Source organism: Rhizobium phaseoli (assembly GCF_010668805.1).
Taxonomy (GTDB): Bacteria; Pseudomonadota; Alphaproteobacteria; order Rhizobiales; family Rhizobiaceae; genus Rhizobium; species Rhizobium phaseoli_A.
In genome coordinates this window covers 64,808-80,402 of the sequence record NZ_WUFT01000011.1, presented here as the reverse complement: position 1 = coordinate 80,402, position 15,595 = coordinate 64,808, and the positions used below count along the sequence as shown (strand labels likewise).

Here is a 15,595-nt window from a genome sequence, read left to right as displayed (position 1 = left end):
CCTTTCCAGGCGCTTCCGCCTTTCTGTCGCCTTTCTTTGCTATGACAAGCTGGCATTCTATCCTGACGAAATCTTTCCGGAGGCGCTTTTGCGGCTGAGACCGATCCTGCTTCGCACCATTATTCTGCTGATGCTGGCGGTGGCCGGCGCGCATTTCAAGGGTGCTGCCGCCTTCGCGCAGGAGCCGCAGGCATCGTCAGCCGCGCAGGCGCCGCTTGCCGACACGCCGCTCGACCAGGCGACGAAAGAGATCGACAAGGCCAAGGTCCAACTGACGGCACTCCAGGACGGCGTCAAGCAGAATGCCGAGGATGATGATGCCCTGGTCGGGCTTGCGACCAAGGCCGACGAACTCAGCCGCGCCGTCATCACCATATCGGTCAATCTCAGGCCGCGCTTCGACCAGATCAAGAACCGGCTTACCGAGATCGGCGATCCGCCGAAGGACGGGCAGCCGCCGGAGGCCGGGATCGTCACCCAGGAGCGTAACGCGCTCGCCAGTGAGCGCGCGCAGATCAACGCGGTGACCGGCGACGCCGAAAACCTGTCGATCACGGTGACGAAGCTCGTCAACGAGATCACCGAGATGCGGCGACAGTTGTTTGCCGATACGCTGCTCAGGCGTACCGAAATTTCGGTCTCGGTGCTCGACGATGCCGCCAGCGCCTTCGTGCATGAGGCCAGCGAGTTCACGCAAGCCCTGTCGAGCTGGGCTGCCTTCGTATGGAAATTCAAGCGTTTTCCACTTTTTGCCGCGATCTTCCTGTCGCTCGCCTCAGCCTTGATCCTGCTTTCCGGCAGCTACCGGCTGTTTGGCTCGTATCTGCGCCGCGACGAAGCCGTCGAAAACCCGTCCTATATCGGGCGGCTGTCGATCGCCTTCTGGTCGACGCTGATCCGGACCCTGGCGCTGTCGGTGCTGCTCGTCACCTCGTTCTTCTTTCTCAATAGCTTCAACGTTCTGCGGCCCGACATCGCACCTGTCATCGGCGCCTTGTTCGGGGCGATCGGGCTTGTTTATTTCGTCGGTCGCTTCGTCAACGCCATTTTCGCGCCGAACGAACCGCGCTGGCGGCTCGTCCATCTTTCCAATCTCGGCGCGCGCTCGATCGGCTATTGCCTGCTGGCGATGGCCGTCGTCAATGCGCTCGATTATCTGTTCGGGACCGTCGGAGAGACGATGGGCTCGCCGTTGGTGCTGACCGTGGTCAGAAGCCTGATTGCCGCGTTGATCATCGGCCTGATCCTGATCTCGGTCTCGTTCGGTAAGCCGATGCTGGCGAAGAACGGCGATCCGGATGCGCCGGGCCGGCATTGGCCGCGTGGCATGGCGATCATCCTGCGCGTCGTCGGCGCTGGCCTCATCCTCACCGCGCTGACCGGTTATGTGGGGCTGGCGCGCTTCGTCGCCACGCAGCTCATCGTCACCGGCGCGGTCGTCGTCACCATGTATATCGGCCTGCTTTCCGGCAAGGCGATATCCAGGCAGGAGAGCTTTGGCGACACCTTCTTCGCGCGCTTCCTGACGCGGCGCTTCAAGCTCGGGCCGGTGGCAATCGACCAGGCCGGTCTGCTCGTCGGCCTTGCGATCTATGCGGTGGCGCTTCTCGTCGGCATCCCGCTGATCCTGCTGCTCTGGGGTTTCCATGTGCAGGACCTGCAGATCCTTGCCTACAGGCTGTTCACCGAGGTCAGGCTCGGCGGCATCAGCATCTCGCTGCTCGGCATCTGCACCGGCATCCTGTTATTTGCCGGCGTCTACCTGCTGACGCGCTGGCTGCAGCGCTGGCTCGACGGCAATGTGATGGCGCGAAGCCATGTCGATCTCGGCGTGCGCAATTCGGTCAAAACGGGCATCGGCTATCTCGGCGTCGGCATCGCGGCGATCATCGGCGTTTCCGCCGCCGGCATCGACCTCTCCAGCTTTGCGCTTGTCGCCTCGGCACTTTCGGTCGGCATCGGTTTCGGCCTGCAGAATATCGTTTCCAACTTCGTCTCCGGCTTGATCCTGCTGGTCGAGCGGCCGTTCAAGGTCGGCGATCATGTCGTTTCCGGCACCGCCGAAGGCATCGTCAAGCGCATCTCGGTTCGCGCCACCGAGATCGAGACTTTCCGCAAGCAGTCGATCATCGTGCCGAATTCGGAGCTGATCAACGGCCTGGTCGGCAACTGGACGCATCGCAACAGGATCGGCCGCTCGGAAATTCCGGTTTCCGTCAGCTACAATGCCGATCCGCAGCAGGTGATGGATATCCTGCTCGAGTTGACGGCCAAGATACCGCTCGTCATGCGCAATCCCGAGCCGCATGTCGAATTCCTGCGCTTCGGCCCCTATTCCCTGGATTTCGAGCTACGCTTCTTCCTCGCCGACATGGGCGACGGCATGACGGTGCGCAACAATCTCAGGATCGAGATCCTCCGGCGCTTCAAAGCCGAGGGCATCGAGATCCCGCTGCCGCAGAGCGACCTCACCATCCATCGCGATGCTCCGCCTGTCCTTGCCAATGCCGTCAAGGAGCAGACGGATGGCTGGGACGATCCAAAGAACAAGCCCATGGAGGAAGACGAGCGGCCGGTCCGGCAGCTGCGCGGGCGAACGGCGGATGGCAGCCTGAAGAGCTGAACGGCTCATTCAGCCATCATTCACAGGTCTATGTGCATCATCTCTCGCAATCGGGATCGCTGCCGCGGGCAGCACCGATCGTTCGAGGGGAGGGCGCGCCAGCGCCGCCGCACATGATGGCAAGGTTTGCCGCCGTTCTGCTTGTCCCGCTGCTTGCCGCGCCCGCGGTCCAGGCGGCATCCATCACCAACACCGATCCAGCCGCCGTGGTGCTCGTCATCACCGAGAGCGGTCAGCGCGTCGAAGTCGTGGTTGATGCCGGGGCTTCGGAAAGCCTCTGCTCCTCCGGCTGTTTCATGACGACGCCCGACGGCGACCGCATCGGCCTCGACGGCGGCGAGACCATCGAAATCGTCAAGGGCTCGGCGGTCGTCAAGTAGGCGGGATCAGTCGATCCGCTTCCCCCGGGCATCGAAGACTTTCTCGCCGTCTTCCTTGGTGAAGGCGCCCTTGTGGGTTTCCGGCAGGATTTCCAGAACCAGCTCGGAGGGCCGTGAGAGACGCGTGCCGAGCGGTGTGACGACGAACGGCCGGTTGATCAGGATTGGCTGCGCGAGCAGGGCGTCGACAAGCTGGTCGTCGCTGAGATCAGGATCGTCGAGGCCGAGTTCGGCGTAGGGCGTATCCTTCTGGCGAATGGCGTCGCGTACGGTAAGGCCGGCATCGGCAATCATCCTTCGAAGTCAGCGACGGCGTGCGGCCGATGCAGCTCTATTGCGCAGCGACGCCCCTTCTCCGCGCCGGTGCCGTGCATGTGGCGCTTTCACCGCGGCAGACAAGCTGCACGCCGCGTGACCGGTGGCTGGCGGAGGAAAGCAAAACAAACGTCGCCTACTGCGGCCCAAACACGGTGCGGAGAGGTTGCTGCGCCTAGAAACTTCACATTGTACCCGGCAAGGCCGGGGCTCTCGCCCCGTCAGGCGACAGATGCTTGGGCATCCCACCATCTGAGCACCCGCATCGCGCGGAGCGTGATCCATCGCGAGGGCTTGCCTTGCCCGTCGTCGACTTCGAACCACACGCGCCCCGGCAGGCTCCAGTCGAGCGGCCAGCGGCCGTCCTGAAGGCGTCGCGAGCGCAGATGCTTGATCGCCTCGCCGAGGCGCGGATCGGAAGCGGCGCCGGTCAGGATGGCGCTGGCGCGGAAATAGTCGAGCGCACGCAGAATGTCATAGCGCCAGCGGTTCGGGTGCAGGAACTGCAGGAAGTTTTTGTCGGCGGGCTCGCCGGTGCCGAGGCGGCGGAAGAGGCTGCGCTCAAGCAGGAATTCTTCGCCCGTCCGGCGCGCCTCGCGGGATCGCGGCGTGCCGCCGGTTGATCTGTCGAACTCCAGCAGGCCTTCCAGCACATTGATGGTGCTGGCGAAGGAAGAACGAACGGAGCCGCGGGTTCGCTCACAGTTCCATCCGCCGTCGTCGAGACGCTCGCCGGCCAGCCTGTCGACAATCGGCGAGACATCGATACCGAAATAAGCGCCGTCGGCGACGGTACGGCCGTTGATGCATTCTTCGACTTCGCCTTGCCAATAGGGCTGGCCGCCTTCTTCCCAATGGGCATTGGCGCTGATCAATTCGACGGTGTGTCTGGCCGGTGCGCAGGCGGGATCGAGACCGAATTCCCTGAGTTGCGACAGCGAGAAGGTCGTGGCCGTCCATGGCTGGCCGTGTTCACGCCACTCGCGAGGGTCGAAACCGGCGGGCAGGAAGGCGCCGCCAGCCCATTGCCCGTCCTTATCTCGGCAGGCAAGCAGCCTTGCACCCCAGCCCTCGGTCTCGACCTTAGCCTGCTCCGCCATCCACTCCCGATCCGGGGCGTCGAGCAGATCGCGCATCACCTGCCAGCGGATCGACGGGTCGGAGTCAAGAAGCCATTCGATCACCGGGTCGGATTGGGTCATGGGCGAACCTCTCGGCGGGTCGGTCGATGGACCGTTTATAATCGCTTCGGCCGGGCGCTGCCAGCCAATGAGCGCGCGGAAGTCGGAGCTTCACCCGGGCGGCCACCGGCATAGTCTTCGCCAATGCGATTCCAAAGAAGCGCGGCGCCTCGCGGCTGATTTCTTAATCATATCTGCAAGAAATCGGAGGCGGCCCCATCGGCCCGCTTCTTCGTTACGCATCCAGCAGCGCTGATTAATAATTATTCAAATCAATTGATGTACCAATTTGATCCGGGGACAGAATTTACATCAAAGGTTTGCTATGGCGTTTCTAGGTATTTCGGGGATGCAATATTCCGGGGAAATGTTTGCTGGCGCGCGTATTATTGTCGCGGAAGATTCCAACGTATTCACGTCGATGATCAGCAAACGCCTCAAGGAGCTGTTCGACATCGACGTCGAGATCTGCCGCAGCTTCGAGGAGTTGCAGGTTTCCTATGACAAGTCTTCCGATCCGATCACGCTGGCAATCTCGAACATCAACCTGCCCGGCGCCGAAAACGGCGAAGCGCTCGAATATCTGGTCGATCTTTCCATCCCGACCATCGTATTTACCGGCACCTTCCATGAAAGCATGCGCGACAAGCTGATGGCCAAGGACATTGTCGATTATATCCTCAAGGACAATATCTTCGCCGTCGACCTTCTGGCGGAATCGATCTGCCGGTTCCTGACCAATCATCGTCACCACGTGCTGATCGTTGACGATAGCGCGACGGCCCGCGCGCTGCTGTCGAGCCGGCTGAAGCGGTATAATTTCCGCGTCAGCGTCGCCGAGAACGGCGGCAAGGCGCTGGAGATCCTCAAGGCCAACCGCGATATCGGCCTGATGATCACCGACTACAACATGCCCGACATAGACGGCTTCGAGCTGACGCGGCGCATCCGCTCCAGTATCGGCTCGCACGAGCTGCGCATCATCGGCGTTTCCTCCTCGTCGAACCGGCTGCTTTCGGCGCGTTTCCTGAAGGCTGGCGGCAATGATTTCATGCTGCGTCCCTTCATCGACGAGGAGTTCTACTGCCGCGTCAACCAGAACCTCGATACGCTGCTGCAAATCCAGTCGATGCGCAGGGAGCGGGCGGTTGCCTGAAGCCCCTTACAGTATCGTCGCCAGAGGTGCGGAGATGACGGAAATAGGCCGTCGTCGAATTTCTGCAATTACAAGTAACGCCGCCATTTGTCCCCTTCACGCGCGCAGGCCTCTCGGTTATCCTCCGCCCCGCCGGGGAGAGGGCCGAGTCGAGGCCATCGGACGCATGGGGGAGTAGCGGACTGTGGCTTTTCAAGCGGATTTTCAGCGAGATGGCATCGGGCTGCGCTCCGGCGGGCTCAAAATACTTCTGGTTGAAGATTCCCGGATGTTTTCCGCCGTGCTTTGCCATCGGTTCCAGACCGAGCTCGGCCTTGCGGTCAAATCCTGCTCGTCGCTGAAGGCTCTTCGCAAAGAACTTGCCGAGGACGGTCACGGCTACACCATGGCCGTGGTCGACCTCAACTTGCCGGATTCGCCCTATGGCGAAGCGCTCGACTGCACGATCGAGCACGATATCCCGGCGATCGTCTTCACCGCGACATTCGATCTCAACACGCGCAACAGGATCATGGAGCGCAATGTCATCGATTACGTGCTGAAGGATAATGAATTCGCGCTCGACAACCTCGTCGCCACCGTCCGGCGGGCGATCTCCAACCGCAAGACGCGGGTGCTCGTCGTCGATGATGTCGTCTCGGTGCGCCAAGTGTTGGTCGACCTCCTGAAGGCGCAGCAATATCTCGTCGTCGAGGCAAATTCGGGCCTCGAGGCGCTAGCCGCACTCGAGGCCTATAGCGATATCGAGCTCGTCGTCACCGACCACCATATGCCCGACATGAGCGGCTATGAGCTGACGCGGCGCATCCGCCATCGCTTCGGTTCGGACAGGCTGCGCGTCATCGGCGTTTCCTCCTCCAACGACCGCATGCTTTCGGCAAGTTTCCTCAAAGCCGGCGCCAGCGATTTCGTCTACCGGCCTTTCGTCGCCGAGGAACTTCAATGCCGCATCGCCAACAATGCCGAGACGCTGGCGCAGATGCGGCAGCTCAGGGCGGCAGCAGCCTGCGATTACCTGACCGGCCTCTATAATCGCCGCTATTTCTACGACAACGGCCCGAAGCTGGTGAACGAGTGCCTGCGGCTGAAGGTGCCGAGTTCGGTGGCTATCCTCGATATCGACCATTTCAAACGGCTGAACGACACCTATGGCCATGAGATCGGCGACAAGGTGCTGAAGGCTGTCGCAAACAGGCTGTTCACGATCTTCGAAGGCAGCGACAATCTTCTTTCGCGGCTAGGTGGCGAAGAATTCGCCATCCTCTTCCCGCAGATGGATTCCCTTGCGGCGACCAAGCTCTGCGACGAGATCCGCTCGGATATTTCTCGGTTGAAAGTCACGGCAGACGACGAGGAGCTCGGCGTCACGATTTCGATCGGCATCGCCGAGATCGGCGGCTACGAGACCTTCGAAAATTATCTCAACGCCGCCGACCAATTCCTCTATATGGCCAAGCACCGAGGCCGCAACCAGGTCTATTCGGACGCCAAGATGACGGAAGAGGCGGCGCAATAGGGCGCTTTCGCCTTGTCTATCCACGCCGTTTATTGTTTGGCGTCGTCCTCGGCCTTGTTGTGCCGAGGATCTACCGACAGTAGATGCCCGGGACAAGCCCGAGCATGACGAAGAGTCGTCGGCAAGCCGCCTTTGTCGTTTTGCCCACTCGGCGACTGTCTCTGTTTATCTCAGGCCGCAACCGGCTGCTGGCGCGCGGTCGCCATGCTCGTCTTGCGCTCGGCACGCTCCTGCTGCGGTGAGCGATGGTAGAGTTCGCGATAACACTTGGAGAAGTGCGAGGCCGAGACGAAGCCGCAGGCGACGGCAACCTCGACCACAGGCATCGAGGATTGCACCAAGAGGTGGCGGGCGCGGTCGAGGCGGATTTCCAGATAGTAGCGGGCCGGGGAACGGCCCATCTCCTGGCGGAACAGCCGCTCGATCTGTCGGCGGGACAGGCCGGCGCCATCGGCGATCTCGATCAGCGACAGCGGCTCGGCCAGATTGCCTTCCATCAGCTCGATGATCGACAGCACCTTGGCGTTCTGCACGCCGAGACGGGCGCGCAGCGGCAGGCGCTGGCGGTCATGCGGATTGCGCACGCGGTCGGTCAGGTGCTGTTCGCAGATGCGGTTGACAAGGCTCTCGCCGAAATCCTCGCCGACGAGGTTGAGCATCATGTCGAGCGAGGCGGTGCCGCCGGCGCAGGTATAGAGATTGCCGTCGATCTCGTAGAGATCGGCATAGACCTCCGCCTGCGGGAAGGCCTCCGAAAAGCCCGGCAGATTTTCCCAATGGATGGCGCAGCGCTTGCCGTTCAACAGCCCGGCCTGGGCCAGCACATGCGCGCCCGTACAGAGGCTGCCGACGGCGACGCCGCGGTTGTAGCATTCGCGCAGCCAGGCATTGACCGACTTGTTGTTGAACTGCTCGACATCGATGCCGGAACAGACGAGCACCATGCCCGGCCGGTTTTCGCCGCCGAGATGGCGGCGCTCCTCGGCCAGCGAGGAATTCGCCTCGACGCCGATACCACAGGAGGAATAGACCTTCTCCCCGTCGAGGGAGGCGAGCCGCCAGGTATAGGCCTGATAGCCGAGCATGCGATTGGCGATGCGCAAGGTGTCCACGGCCGCCGAAAAGGGCAGCATGGTGAATTGCGGTACCATAAAGAAGACCAGCGAACGCTTCTTGATCTGCATCCTGTTCATAGCGAAATCCATGCTCGAGGGGCGATAACACATTCGTTGCGCGGATTGCGTCGCGTCGATGTCCTGAAAGCGACACTGGCATGGAAAAATGCGGCCGGGAAGAGCAAATATGCGACATTGGTCGCGATCTGGCCACTCAACCCGTCAAGAGGGGCGTGGGGAGGGCAAAGAACAGGCTGATAGGCATCTGAAATTCAAGATCGAGAACGGCTTGGGAATGGACGGTCAGCCTACGAAAAAGGCGGCGTTGCGTTCGGCAAACGCCGCCCTCATCTTGGGAGAAATATCGCATTCATTACACGGTCCGGTGTTTGTTGTCGTCCGTGCTCGGCCAGCCGATGTCCTTGCGGATGTCAAAGGGCATGGCTTCGATTTCGCGAGCCGTCTGCCAGCGCGTCCAGGCGAGCACAAGCCTGCGGGCGTAGTGTGCCAGATCAAAGCGGCCTTCGCCGGAGGTAAGGGTCTTGCCGGCACCCCGATAGGTGAGCGTGGTCATTTCCGGATCCTTTCTTGGGTCGGGGACATGGTCTCGATGGGAGGTTTCGTCCATGTCCGTGATCACAATATGGGCCTGCTGAACTCATCATTCAAACGAATAGAGTTTATGGATAACATCAGAGATATTGACTGATCGCCGTGCACCCTCCGGATTGAAGAGCTGACCGCTGCGGTGTTGGAAAATGCCAAATCTGTGCACGGCAAGACGGTTCGGAACCAACTCCGCTCCACGCCGTTGCCGCTTCGTACCTGACAATGATGAAAAGGAGGAAACGATGATTTCTGCAGATCAGATCCGTGAATATATGGAAGTGCGGGCTGCCGACGGCACCCATATGGGGACAGTCGACCATCTCGATGGAACCACGCGCATCAAGCTGACGAAGACCGACTCGGAAGATGGCAAGCACCACCTGATCCCGATCGACTGGGTCGATCACGTCGACGCGCATGTTCACTTGTCGAAGAACGCCAGGGATGTCCGCAGCCAATGGGCCACCATTAACTGACCAGCGGTCGGCTGCGGCTTTTGCCGCAGCCCCCTTGCCGTAAGGAGCCTCGCATGTCCAAGCAATTGAAGAAGGGTGACGACGTGAGCTGGGACACCAGCCAGGGAAAGACAGAGGGCAGGGTGGTCAAAAAGCAGACCAGCCAGACGAAGATCAAGGGCCACACGGTGAAGGCGTCGGCGGCGGAACCCCAGTATATCGTGGAAAGCGACAAATCGCGAAAGCGGGCCGCACACAAGCCCGAGGAAATCAGGAAGCTTTGAGGAGGCCAACTCGCCGCCTCATCACCAGCATAGGGAGATCGATATGCCAGCCAAGTCCAAGGCGCAGCAGAAGGCGGCAGGCACCGCATTGTCGGCCAAACGTGGCGAGACGCCTAAGAAGGAACTCAAGGGCGCCTCCAAACAGATGGTCGAGTCTATGAGCGAAAAACAGCTCGAGGAATTTGCATCCACCAAAAGAAAGGGCAAACCAGAGCATGTCTCCAAATAAGCGAGGGCTGCGATAGTGGCGCCGTCGGGCTCAAGTCGTCGTGGAATGCATCGAGAAATTGGCGATTTCGTGCGCCTCGGAAACGGCGAAAAGTATGGCGCGTGCGGATGTGTCTGGATCTTTCGCCAGCCAGCGCAATTCGAACGCCACCTCGGGTCGGCCATCTTCGGCCTGCCCCAACGAGACAAATGATGCGCTACATTCAAGAGGTCCCAACACATCCGAAAGGTCGGGAATATCGGAACTCGTGCCATAGACGACGAGGGTCGCTTTGCGTTCGCAGCGCAGCCAAGTGTCCAGGCGTTTTAGCGGCGACAGCACGATGAAGGCAATGACGGTCGCCACCGTCCCGGTGACGATCTGGCCGCCGCCGAAGCAAAGGCCGACCACCGTCATGAACCACAGGGTCGCCGCCGTTGTGACGCCAGTCATCATGTCGCCACGCCGGAGGATCGCTCCGCCGCCGATGAAGCCGACGCCCGTGAGGACGCCGAGCGGAAAGCGTAGCACGTCCATCTGGGTGAAAAAACTCAGCGTTTTCCCATAGGTTGACAGAAGCAGATTCGCCTGGACCATCGCAACGCAGGCGGCAAGCGCCACCAGGATCGTCGTCCGGAAGCCTGCGGCATGGCCGCCGCGCTCGCGATCGAGGCCGATGAGACCGCCGGCGATTACCGTCAGCGCGAGGCGCGCGACGATATCCCACCAGTCCGGCGTCAGCGGCATGGCGTCTGTCAGGAACGAAGGCATGTTTCGCTCCGGGTTATATCGCGGGCTTTGCGCTGTTCGCCGGGCATTGATCCTCCTCGGCCACGATGCATCACGGGTCTAAACGCCATGCGGCGCGGGACGTTCCGCGTTGCCGATGAGCCAAGATTGGCGGTTCGGCTGCGGCGGGTGTATGGATGTTTCGGATGGGGAGAACTTCCCGGTCAGCTATAAGTGCACTGCGCCCAAAACGGAGTATAGAATTGGCCGTCGCATTCACCAAGGAAGAGAGTTTCGAAACCGCTTCGGAAACCCTGCTGCCCGATCGTCCGGTTTCGCAGCATCTGAACCTTGTCACGGAGGCAGGGTTGAAGGCTCTGGAATTACAGTTCCAGCAGGCTCGCGAGGCCTATGATGCGGCGAGTGTCATCGAAGATGTGAACGAAAGACGGCGGCAGGCGGCGGGACCGTTGCGCGACCTGCGCTATCTCGCGGCGAGGCTCCGCACCGCCCAACTCATGCCTACCCCCGCGTCAACCGACACTGTTGCCTTCGGCAACACGGTGACGTTCAGCCGCGACGATGGGCGCGTGCAGACCTATCGGATCGTCGGCGAGGACGAAGCCGATCCCAAGGCCGGATCGATTTCCTACGTCTCGCCGGTGGCGCGATTGCTGATGGGCAAGGCTGTCGGTGATGTGGTGGAAACAGGTGGCCAAGAGCTGGAGATCATCGCTATTGCCTAAAGCATGATGCCGAAAAGTGTGAGCGGGTTTGTTATGAAATCACGCTCTAACTCTTTAATTTGGAACAGGATTCAGATTTGAGGCCGACCGGGCCTAAGATCATCCTGTTCTAGGACGGGATACTAAAAGCGGCGCCGAGTTTGGCGATGCGCAATAATTTTTATAAAAGGGTACTTCTTAGTTCTTTATTTATCGGGCATTTAACATTCGCGGTCTAGAAAGATGACATCCAACATCGAAGGTCATCCGCATGGTCAGCGCAATTTCCAGTTCTGCATCCACCCTTTTGAGTTCAGCCGCTTCAACCTCGTCATCCAGTTCGTGGGATCAACTTGCCTCTCTCGAGGCGCAGCTTGCCGAAAAGCAGGCAGCCCTGTCGCAAACGCAGGACGAGAAAGAGAAGGCCACAATCGAAAAATCCGTCGAGACGCTGGAAGCTAAGATTGCCAAGCTCGAAGCGTCCGAGAGCAGCAAGACCGAGGCGTCGGCCGCATCGAAGCCCGCTACCGAGGCTCCGCAGGAGCTCTCCGGCGAGAGTAAGCGCATCGGAACGAAGAATTTTGACGACACCAGCGAATTCGGCAGCCGCACGACGTACGTGTGACAGCGCCTTTTTTGAGCCTCTGCATGTTCTGAGCAACGTGTCAGAGATTGCGTTTGGCCACCGTGATGACCTCGCGCGTCAGCTCCGCCAGGCGGTCGGCGGCGAGGCGGTTTATCTGCCAGTATAGCGGGACATCGAGCGGCGTGTCGGGAACCAGTTCCACGAGCGTTCCTGATGCGAGATGTTCGCGGGTGAGCTGGGCCGGGTTCATTCCCCACCCCATGCCCGAAAGGCTTGCCTCGACAAAACTTTGCGGCGACGGCAGCCAATGGGTGGGATAGTCGAGATCACGTCCGAACATGCTGTTTACCCAGCTGCTCTGCAGCCTGTCCTTCTGATTGAAGGTGAGCGCCGGGGCATTGCGGATTGCCTCTGCGGTTACGCCGCGCGGAAAGTGGCGTGCCACGAAGTCGGGGGTTGCCGTGGCGTGGTAGCGCAGAATGCCGAGCGCAAATCGCCGGCATCCGCGGACCGGCTTCTCAAGGCTGGTGACGGCTGCGATAACCCGTCCGCGGTGCAACCATTCGGCGGTGTGGTCCTGGTCGTCGACGGCGATGTTCAATAGATAGGAAGAACTCTTGGCGAAGTTGGACATGGCCTCCACAAACCATGTCCCAAGGCTGTCGGCATTGGTCGCGATCTGCAGCGTCACCCTTTGGCGGGGTTCTTCGGGGTCGACGAGAGCCGGCAGTTGCCCAAAGAGTTCGGCTTCGAGCATGCCGACATTCTCCATATGGCGGCAAAGCCATTCTCCCTTTTCGGTTGCCGTGCACGGCGTGCCTCTGACGATGAGGATGGTACCGAGACGCTCCTCGATCTGCTTGACGCGCTGCGAAACTGCCGAGGGAGTGACATTCAGCACGGTCGCAGCCCTTTCGAAGCTGCCTGTCTGGACAACAGTTGCAACGGCGCGCATGGCGGGGTAATCGAGCATGATTAGTTTCGCTTAATTGAGATAAGCCAGATTAATTAGACTAATTTTTTTCATGGCGATACGGCAACGCTTACCGAAGTCAGGGCGTTCGCCGAAACGATGAATTTTTCGATCTATCTCACTGGCCTGATGATGGGCCTCAGCCTCATTGTCGCCATCGGCGCTCAGAACGCCTTCATCCTTCGCCAAGGCTTGCGCAACGAACACGTCTTTTCCGTCTGCTTCGCATGCGCCTTATCGGATGCAGCGCTGATCGTACTTGGCGTGACCAGCCTGCAGCAAATCGCCAGGTTCATGCCTTGGCTCGATCCGGTCATGCGCTATGGAGGAGCCACATTTCTGGCGTGGTACGGAGCGAAAAGCCTCTATTCCGCCTTTCGCTCGTCCGCCGCCCTCACGGAAGCAGAAGCGAGACCGTCGAGCTTTCGCCAGACGCTCATAACCTGCCTTGCACTGACCTGGCTGAACCCGCATGTCTATCTCGATACCGTCGTGCTCCTCGGGACGATATCGACACGCTACCCGGGACAGCAGGTTTCATTTGCTGCGGGGGCGGTGACGGGTTCCTTTCTGTTCTTCTTTTCGCTCGGATATGGTGCAACGTGGCTGCGGCCGATTTTCTCGAAGCCCTCATCCTGGCGCATGCTGGAAACGCTCGTCGCTTTCACCATGTGGATCATTGCGTTCAAGTTGCTGGGCGGGATGTGATCGCCTTTCCAAAGCCGAGATGGAAATGGGCTGGATCCGGCGGTAAAACGGCTCGGTCAAGGGGCGCGGACGTCCAGAACGGCGCGCAAGCTTCTTGATGGACGGATGTTTCCGGATATGCGCACCCGATGAGGCACGCCGATCTTACAATCATTTGCAGCGGTTCGGCTAGCGGCGGAGGCAGCGACGATCAACTCTATCTTGGGCTGACAATCGGCCAGCAGATGCGAGGGAAAACGCCTTAGCTGCCGGAGTGCATGCTCATGGTTCGCATTCCTGCGCCTCTGCGACTTGAACGCGGAAAGGGCCTGTACAATATTCCAGATGCTGATGTTCGACATGTCGGGGCCTCTTTTCGTGCATCGGCTGCTGATCTTTCGAAATATGGCGAGCGATTGACATTCAATCAAACAAAATGATATGGGGTTATAAATCAGAAAAATTGAAAGATGCGACGATGAGCCTTCCCTTTCGCCGTCCCATTCCTTTGCTTGACAACGATGTGCTGCGTACCTTCGTCGCCATCGCCGAGACAGGCAATTTTTCGACCGCCGCGGAGGCGGTCTTCCGCACGCCGTCAGCGGTGTCGATGCAGATCAAGAAGCTCGAGGAACAGCTGGGCGCAACACTGTTTTTGCGCGACGCCCGTTCGGTCTCGCTGACGCGCCACGGCGAGATGCTGCTGTCTTACGCCCGCAACATTCTCGCGCTGTCGAACGAGGCGGTGTCGCGCTTCATCATGCCGGAGCTCAGCGGCGTCGTCAGGCTCGGCGCGCCGGAGGATATCGGCGAGCGGCTGCTGCCGAGCATCCTGAAGAGTTTCGCCGAGAGCTATCCCGGCATCATGGTCGACGTAACGATCGACATGAGCATCGGGCTGAAGAAGCGCATGGAGGAGCAGCGGCTCGACCTGGCCTTGATCAACTGTGCGACGCGGCCATTCCCCACAGGTGGCGAGGTGGTGTTTCGCGAGCGGCTGGTCTGGGCCGGCGCCAAATGCGGTTCTGCGCATCGCCGCGATCCCCTGCCGATCTCGATCTGGGAGGATGGCTGCATCTGGCGCCAGGAGGCGCTCTCCCAACTCGAACGCAACAAGCGGCACTACCGCGTCGCCTATCTCAGCGGCCATACCATGGCGCAGCGCGCCGCCGTGCTCTCCGATCTTGCCATTGCGCCGCTGCCGCTGTCCTATGTCAATGAAGACATGGCGATCCTCGGGCCGCAGGAAGGCCTGCCGGAACTGGGCGCATTCGATATCCGCCTGCTAACCGCTTCGCAGGTGTCGGGGCCGATCGAGACGGTGGCCGACAGCATTCGCGGCGCCTTTGCCGAGAGAGCGAAGGCGGTTGCTGCCTGATAATCTCTTTCAGGCGTTGAACCTTTTGTCCCCTTGTGCGTTATCGGCGCGAACGGCATAAGTCCCGTTCGGGGTTGATTTCAAACAAGGATATTCGAAATGACGACAACGGCCAAAATCGCCGCAGCCTTGATGGTTCTTCTTGCACTTTCCTCCTGCGGCAACACGATCCGCGGCATAGGAAAAGATACGGCAAACACCGTGAACGCCACGCAGGACGCCGGCCGCTCGGTTGATCGCGCTGCAAAGAAGTAACGGCCGTTGAGATTCCTGCGGGGATCGCAGGATCAAGTCCTAACTGGAGACCGGATCAAGTGTTGACCGGGGGATAAGCCTTTTCCAGGCCGCCGGATCGGTCAAGACCGGTCCGGAAGGCTTGGTAGGCCGGATGCTGACTGGAGCGGGCGGTTTCCATCACCCGGATCTGAAGCCGATCCGGCGCATGTGCTCCGAGCCATATTCCGAGATTTTCGAGTTTTAGCGAGTTGAGGAACCGCGACCCGGCTGCGATGTCGAGATAGCGGCGCAGGCCGTCGAGCAGGTTGTCGTCCTGAGCGACATTTTCCATGAGCAGCGTCAGATATGATTTGTCCGTCTCCGACAGCGCGGCGAGCTTTTCAGCAACGGTATCGCGGTCGGGAAAGGGAACGTTGCCTGTCATCGAATCGTCCATGC

18 protein-coding genes and 2 pseudogenes are annotated in these 15,595 nt (G+C 60.2%); 13 read left to right on the top strand and 7 right to left on the bottom strand.

Features of this window, described 5'->3' with window-relative positions; translation table 11 throughout:
* The first annotated feature begins 88 nt into the window (after nucleotides 1-88).
* Both GR197_RS18365 and GR197_RS18360 read left to right on the top strand, forming a co-directional pair.
* Complete coding sequence (locus GR197_RS18365) at nucleotides 89-2,623, top strand: mechanosensitive ion channel family protein (protein WP_164012012.1); 2,535 nt, start codon at nucleotides 89-91, stop codon at nucleotides 2,621-2,623.
* A 113-nt stretch (nucleotides 2,624-2,736) separates the two neighbouring features.
* Nucleotides 2,737-3,003, top strand: a complete 267-nt coding sequence (locus GR197_RS18360; RefSeq protein WP_003593919.1) for a hypothetical protein — start codon at nucleotides 2,737-2,739, stop codon at nucleotides 3,001-3,003.
* Nucleotides 3,004-3,009: 6 nt separating this feature from the next.
* Here GR197_RS18360 and GR197_RS18355 read toward each other — a convergent pair.
* Nucleotides 3,010-3,306: pseudogene (locus tag GR197_RS18355) on the bottom strand (ArsC/Spx/MgsR family protein); the annotation flags it as partial.
* Between GR197_RS18355 and GR197_RS32360 the strand changes: the two are divergent.
* Nucleotides 3,297-3,497: pseudogene (locus GR197_RS32360) on the top strand (DUF6428 family protein); the annotation flags it as partial. The pseudogenes GR197_RS18355 and GR197_RS32360 overlap by 10 nt on opposite strands.
* Before the next feature lie 42 nt (nucleotides 3,498-3,539).
* Here GR197_RS32360 and GR197_RS18345 read toward each other — a convergent pair.
* Nucleotides 3,540-4,520, bottom strand: a complete 981-nt coding sequence (locus tag GR197_RS18345; RefSeq protein WP_164012010.1) for a squalene cyclase — start codon at nucleotides 4,518-4,520, stop codon at nucleotides 3,540-3,542.
* A gap of 304 nt (nucleotides 4,521-4,824) precedes the next feature.
* On the opposite strand from GR197_RS18345, the gene GR197_RS18340 reads away from it, so the two are divergent.
* Together GR197_RS18340 and GR197_RS18335 are read left to right on the top strand one after the other, a co-directional pair.
* Nucleotides 4,825-5,655: a response regulator gene (locus GR197_RS18340; RefSeq protein WP_037078243.1), complete on the top strand. Its 831-nt coding sequence runs from the start codon at nucleotides 4,825-4,827 to the stop codon at nucleotides 5,653-5,655.
* A gap of 184 nt (nucleotides 5,656-5,839) precedes the next feature.
* Nucleotides 5,840-7,171 carry a diguanylate cyclase gene (locus GR197_RS18335; protein ID WP_164012009.1) on the top strand — a complete coding sequence of 444 codons (1,332 nt, stop codon included), beginning with the start codon at nucleotides 5,840-5,842 and terminating at the stop codon, nucleotides 7,169-7,171.
* Between the two features lie 170 nt (nucleotides 7,172-7,341).
* Here GR197_RS18335 and GR197_RS18330 read toward each other — a convergent pair whose 3' ends face one another.
* The gene (locus GR197_RS18330) at nucleotides 7,342-8,364 is read right to left on the bottom strand and encodes a GlxA family transcriptional regulator (RefSeq protein ID WP_164012007.1); all 1,023 of its coding nucleotides are present in this window, start codon (nucleotides 8,362-8,364) and stop codon (nucleotides 7,342-7,344) included.
* A 295-nt stretch (nucleotides 8,365-8,659) separates the two neighbouring features.
* On the bottom strand, nucleotides 8,660-8,860 hold the full coding sequence (locus tag GR197_RS18325) for a hypothetical protein (RefSeq protein WP_164012004.1): 201 nt from the start codon (nucleotides 8,858-8,860) through the stop codon (nucleotides 8,660-8,662).
* Between the two features lie 277 nt (nucleotides 8,861-9,137).
* On the opposite strand from GR197_RS18325, the gene GR197_RS18320 reads away from it, so the two are divergent.
* From GR197_RS18320 to GR197_RS18310, 3 genes are read left to right on the top strand one after another with little or no spacing between them, the layout of a single operon-like run.
* Nucleotides 9,138-9,371, top strand: coding sequence for a DUF2171 domain-containing protein (locus tag GR197_RS18320; RefSeq protein WP_164012003.1), 234 nt, complete (start codon nucleotides 9,138-9,140; stop codon nucleotides 9,369-9,371).
* A gap of 53 nt (nucleotides 9,372-9,424) precedes the next feature.
* Entirely contained in the window at nucleotides 9,425-9,634 is a 210-nt protein-coding gene (locus GR197_RS18315) for a DUF2945 domain-containing protein (protein ID WP_164012001.1), read from the top strand.
* Nucleotides 9,635-9,677: 43 nt separating this feature from the next.
* Nucleotides 9,678-9,863 (top strand): DUF3008 family protein, encoded by a 186-nt coding sequence (locus GR197_RS18310; protein WP_164011999.1) that lies wholly within the window; start codon nucleotides 9,678-9,680, stop codon nucleotides 9,861-9,863.
* A 30-nt stretch (nucleotides 9,864-9,893) separates the two neighbouring features.
* Here GR197_RS18310 and GR197_RS18305 read toward each other — a convergent pair whose 3' ends face one another.
* Complete coding sequence (locus GR197_RS18305; protein ID WP_164011997.1) at nucleotides 9,894-10,613, bottom strand: MgtC/SapB family protein; 720 nt, start codon at nucleotides 10,611-10,613, stop codon at nucleotides 9,894-9,896.
* 221 nt (nucleotides 10,614-10,834) lie between these two features.
* On the opposite strand from GR197_RS18305, the gene greA reads away from it, so the two are divergent.
* Both greA and GR197_RS18295 read left to right on the top strand, forming a co-directional pair.
* The gene (gene greA / locus GR197_RS18300) at nucleotides 10,835-11,317 is read left to right on the top strand and encodes a transcription elongation factor GreA (RefSeq protein WP_164011995.1); all 483 of its coding nucleotides are present in this window, start codon (nucleotides 10,835-10,837) and stop codon (nucleotides 11,315-11,317) included.
* A 244-nt stretch (nucleotides 11,318-11,561) separates the two neighbouring features.
* Complete coding sequence (locus GR197_RS18295; protein WP_164012309.1) at nucleotides 11,562-11,921, top strand: hypothetical protein; 360 nt, start codon at nucleotides 11,562-11,564, stop codon at nucleotides 11,919-11,921.
* A 40-nt stretch (nucleotides 11,922-11,961) separates the two neighbouring features.
* Here the strand turns inward: GR197_RS18295 and GR197_RS18290 are convergent, their stop codons facing one another.
* A complete protein-coding gene (locus tag GR197_RS18290; RefSeq protein ID WP_164011992.1) occupies nucleotides 11,962-12,855 on the bottom strand; it encodes a LysR family transcriptional regulator ArgP in 894 nt (297 codons plus the stop codon).
* A 99-nt stretch (nucleotides 12,856-12,954) separates the two neighbouring features.
* Here GR197_RS18290 and GR197_RS18285 point away from each other — a divergent pair, with 99 nt between their 5' ends.
* The 3 genes from GR197_RS18285 (at nucleotide 12,955) to GR197_RS18270 (ending at nucleotide 15,175) form a co-directional block, all read left to right on the top strand.
* Nucleotides 12,955-13,563: a LysE/ArgO family amino acid transporter gene (locus tag GR197_RS18285; protein WP_164011990.1), complete on the top strand. Its 609-nt coding sequence runs from the start codon at nucleotides 12,955-12,957 to the stop codon at nucleotides 13,561-13,563.
* Nucleotides 13,564-13,978: 415 nt separating this feature from the next.
* Nucleotides 13,979-14,920, top strand: coding sequence for a LysR family transcriptional regulator (locus GR197_RS18275; RefSeq protein WP_204330280.1), 942 nt, complete (start codon nucleotides 13,979-13,981; stop codon nucleotides 14,918-14,920).
* A gap of 99 nt (nucleotides 14,921-15,019) precedes the next feature.
* A complete protein-coding gene (locus tag GR197_RS18270; protein WP_003540537.1) occupies nucleotides 15,020-15,175 on the top strand; it encodes a hypothetical protein in 156 nt (51 codons plus the stop codon).
* A 55-nt stretch (nucleotides 15,176-15,230) separates the two neighbouring features.
* Here GR197_RS18270 and GR197_RS18265 read toward each other — a convergent pair whose 3' ends face one another.
* Nucleotides 15,231-15,593 (bottom strand): hypothetical protein, encoded by a 363-nt coding sequence (locus GR197_RS18265; protein ID WP_204330279.1) that lies wholly within the window; start codon nucleotides 15,591-15,593, stop codon nucleotides 15,231-15,233.
* Nucleotides 15,594-15,595 lie beyond the last annotated feature (2 nt).

Excerpts from the sequence above, each read along its gene's own strand:
- GR197_RS18325 (WP_164012004.1), bottom strand. The coding sequence starts at position 8,860 with ATGACCACGCTCACCTATCGGGGTGCCGGCAAGACCCTTACCTCCGGC.
- GR197_RS18340 (WP_037078243.1), top strand. The coding sequence starts at position 4,825 with ATGGCGTTTCTAGGTATTTCGGGGATGCAATATTCCGGGGAAATGTTT.
- GR197_RS18265 (WP_204330279.1), bottom strand. The coding sequence starts at position 15,593 with ATGGACGATTCGATGACAGGCAACGTTCCCTTTCCCGACCGCGATACC.
- GR197_RS18310 (WP_164011999.1), top strand. The coding sequence starts at position 9,678 with ATGCCAGCCAAGTCCAAGGCGCAGCAGAAGGCGGCAGGCACCGCATTG.
- GR197_RS18315 (WP_164012001.1), top strand. The coding sequence starts at position 9,425 with ATGTCCAAGCAATTGAAGAAGGGTGACGACGTGAGCTGGGACACCAGC.
- GR197_RS18345 (WP_164012010.1), bottom strand. The coding sequence starts at position 4,520 with ATGACCCAATCCGACCCGGTGATCGAATGGCTTCTTGACTCCGACCCG.
- GR197_RS18320 (WP_164012003.1), top strand. The coding sequence starts at position 9,138 with ATGATTTCTGCAGATCAGATCCGTGAATATATGGAAGTGCGGGCTGCC.
- GR197_RS18275 (WP_204330280.1), top strand. The coding sequence starts at position 13,979 with ATGATATGGGGTTATAAATCAGAAAAATTGAAAGATGCGACGATGAGC.
- GR197_RS18305 (WP_164011997.1), bottom strand. The coding sequence starts at position 10,613 with ATGCCTTCGTTCCTGACAGACGCCATGCCGCTGACGCCGGACTGGTGG.
- GR197_RS18285 (WP_164011990.1), top strand. The coding sequence starts at position 12,955 with ATGAATTTTTCGATCTATCTCACTGGCCTGATGATGGGCCTCAGCCTC.
- GR197_RS18290 (WP_164011992.1), bottom strand. The coding sequence starts at position 12,855 with ATGCTCGATTACCCCGCCATGCGCGCCGTTGCAACTGTTGTCCAGACA.
- GR197_RS18360 (WP_003593919.1), top strand. The coding sequence starts at position 2,737 with ATGATGGCAAGGTTTGCCGCCGTTCTGCTTGTCCCGCTGCTTGCCGCG.
- GR197_RS18270 (WP_003540537.1), top strand. The coding sequence starts at position 15,020 with ATGACGACAACGGCCAAAATCGCCGCAGCCTTGATGGTTCTTCTTGCA.
- GR197_RS18330 (WP_164012007.1), bottom strand. The coding sequence starts at position 8,364 with ATGAACAGGATGCAGATCAAGAAGCGTTCGCTGGTCTTCTTTATGGTA.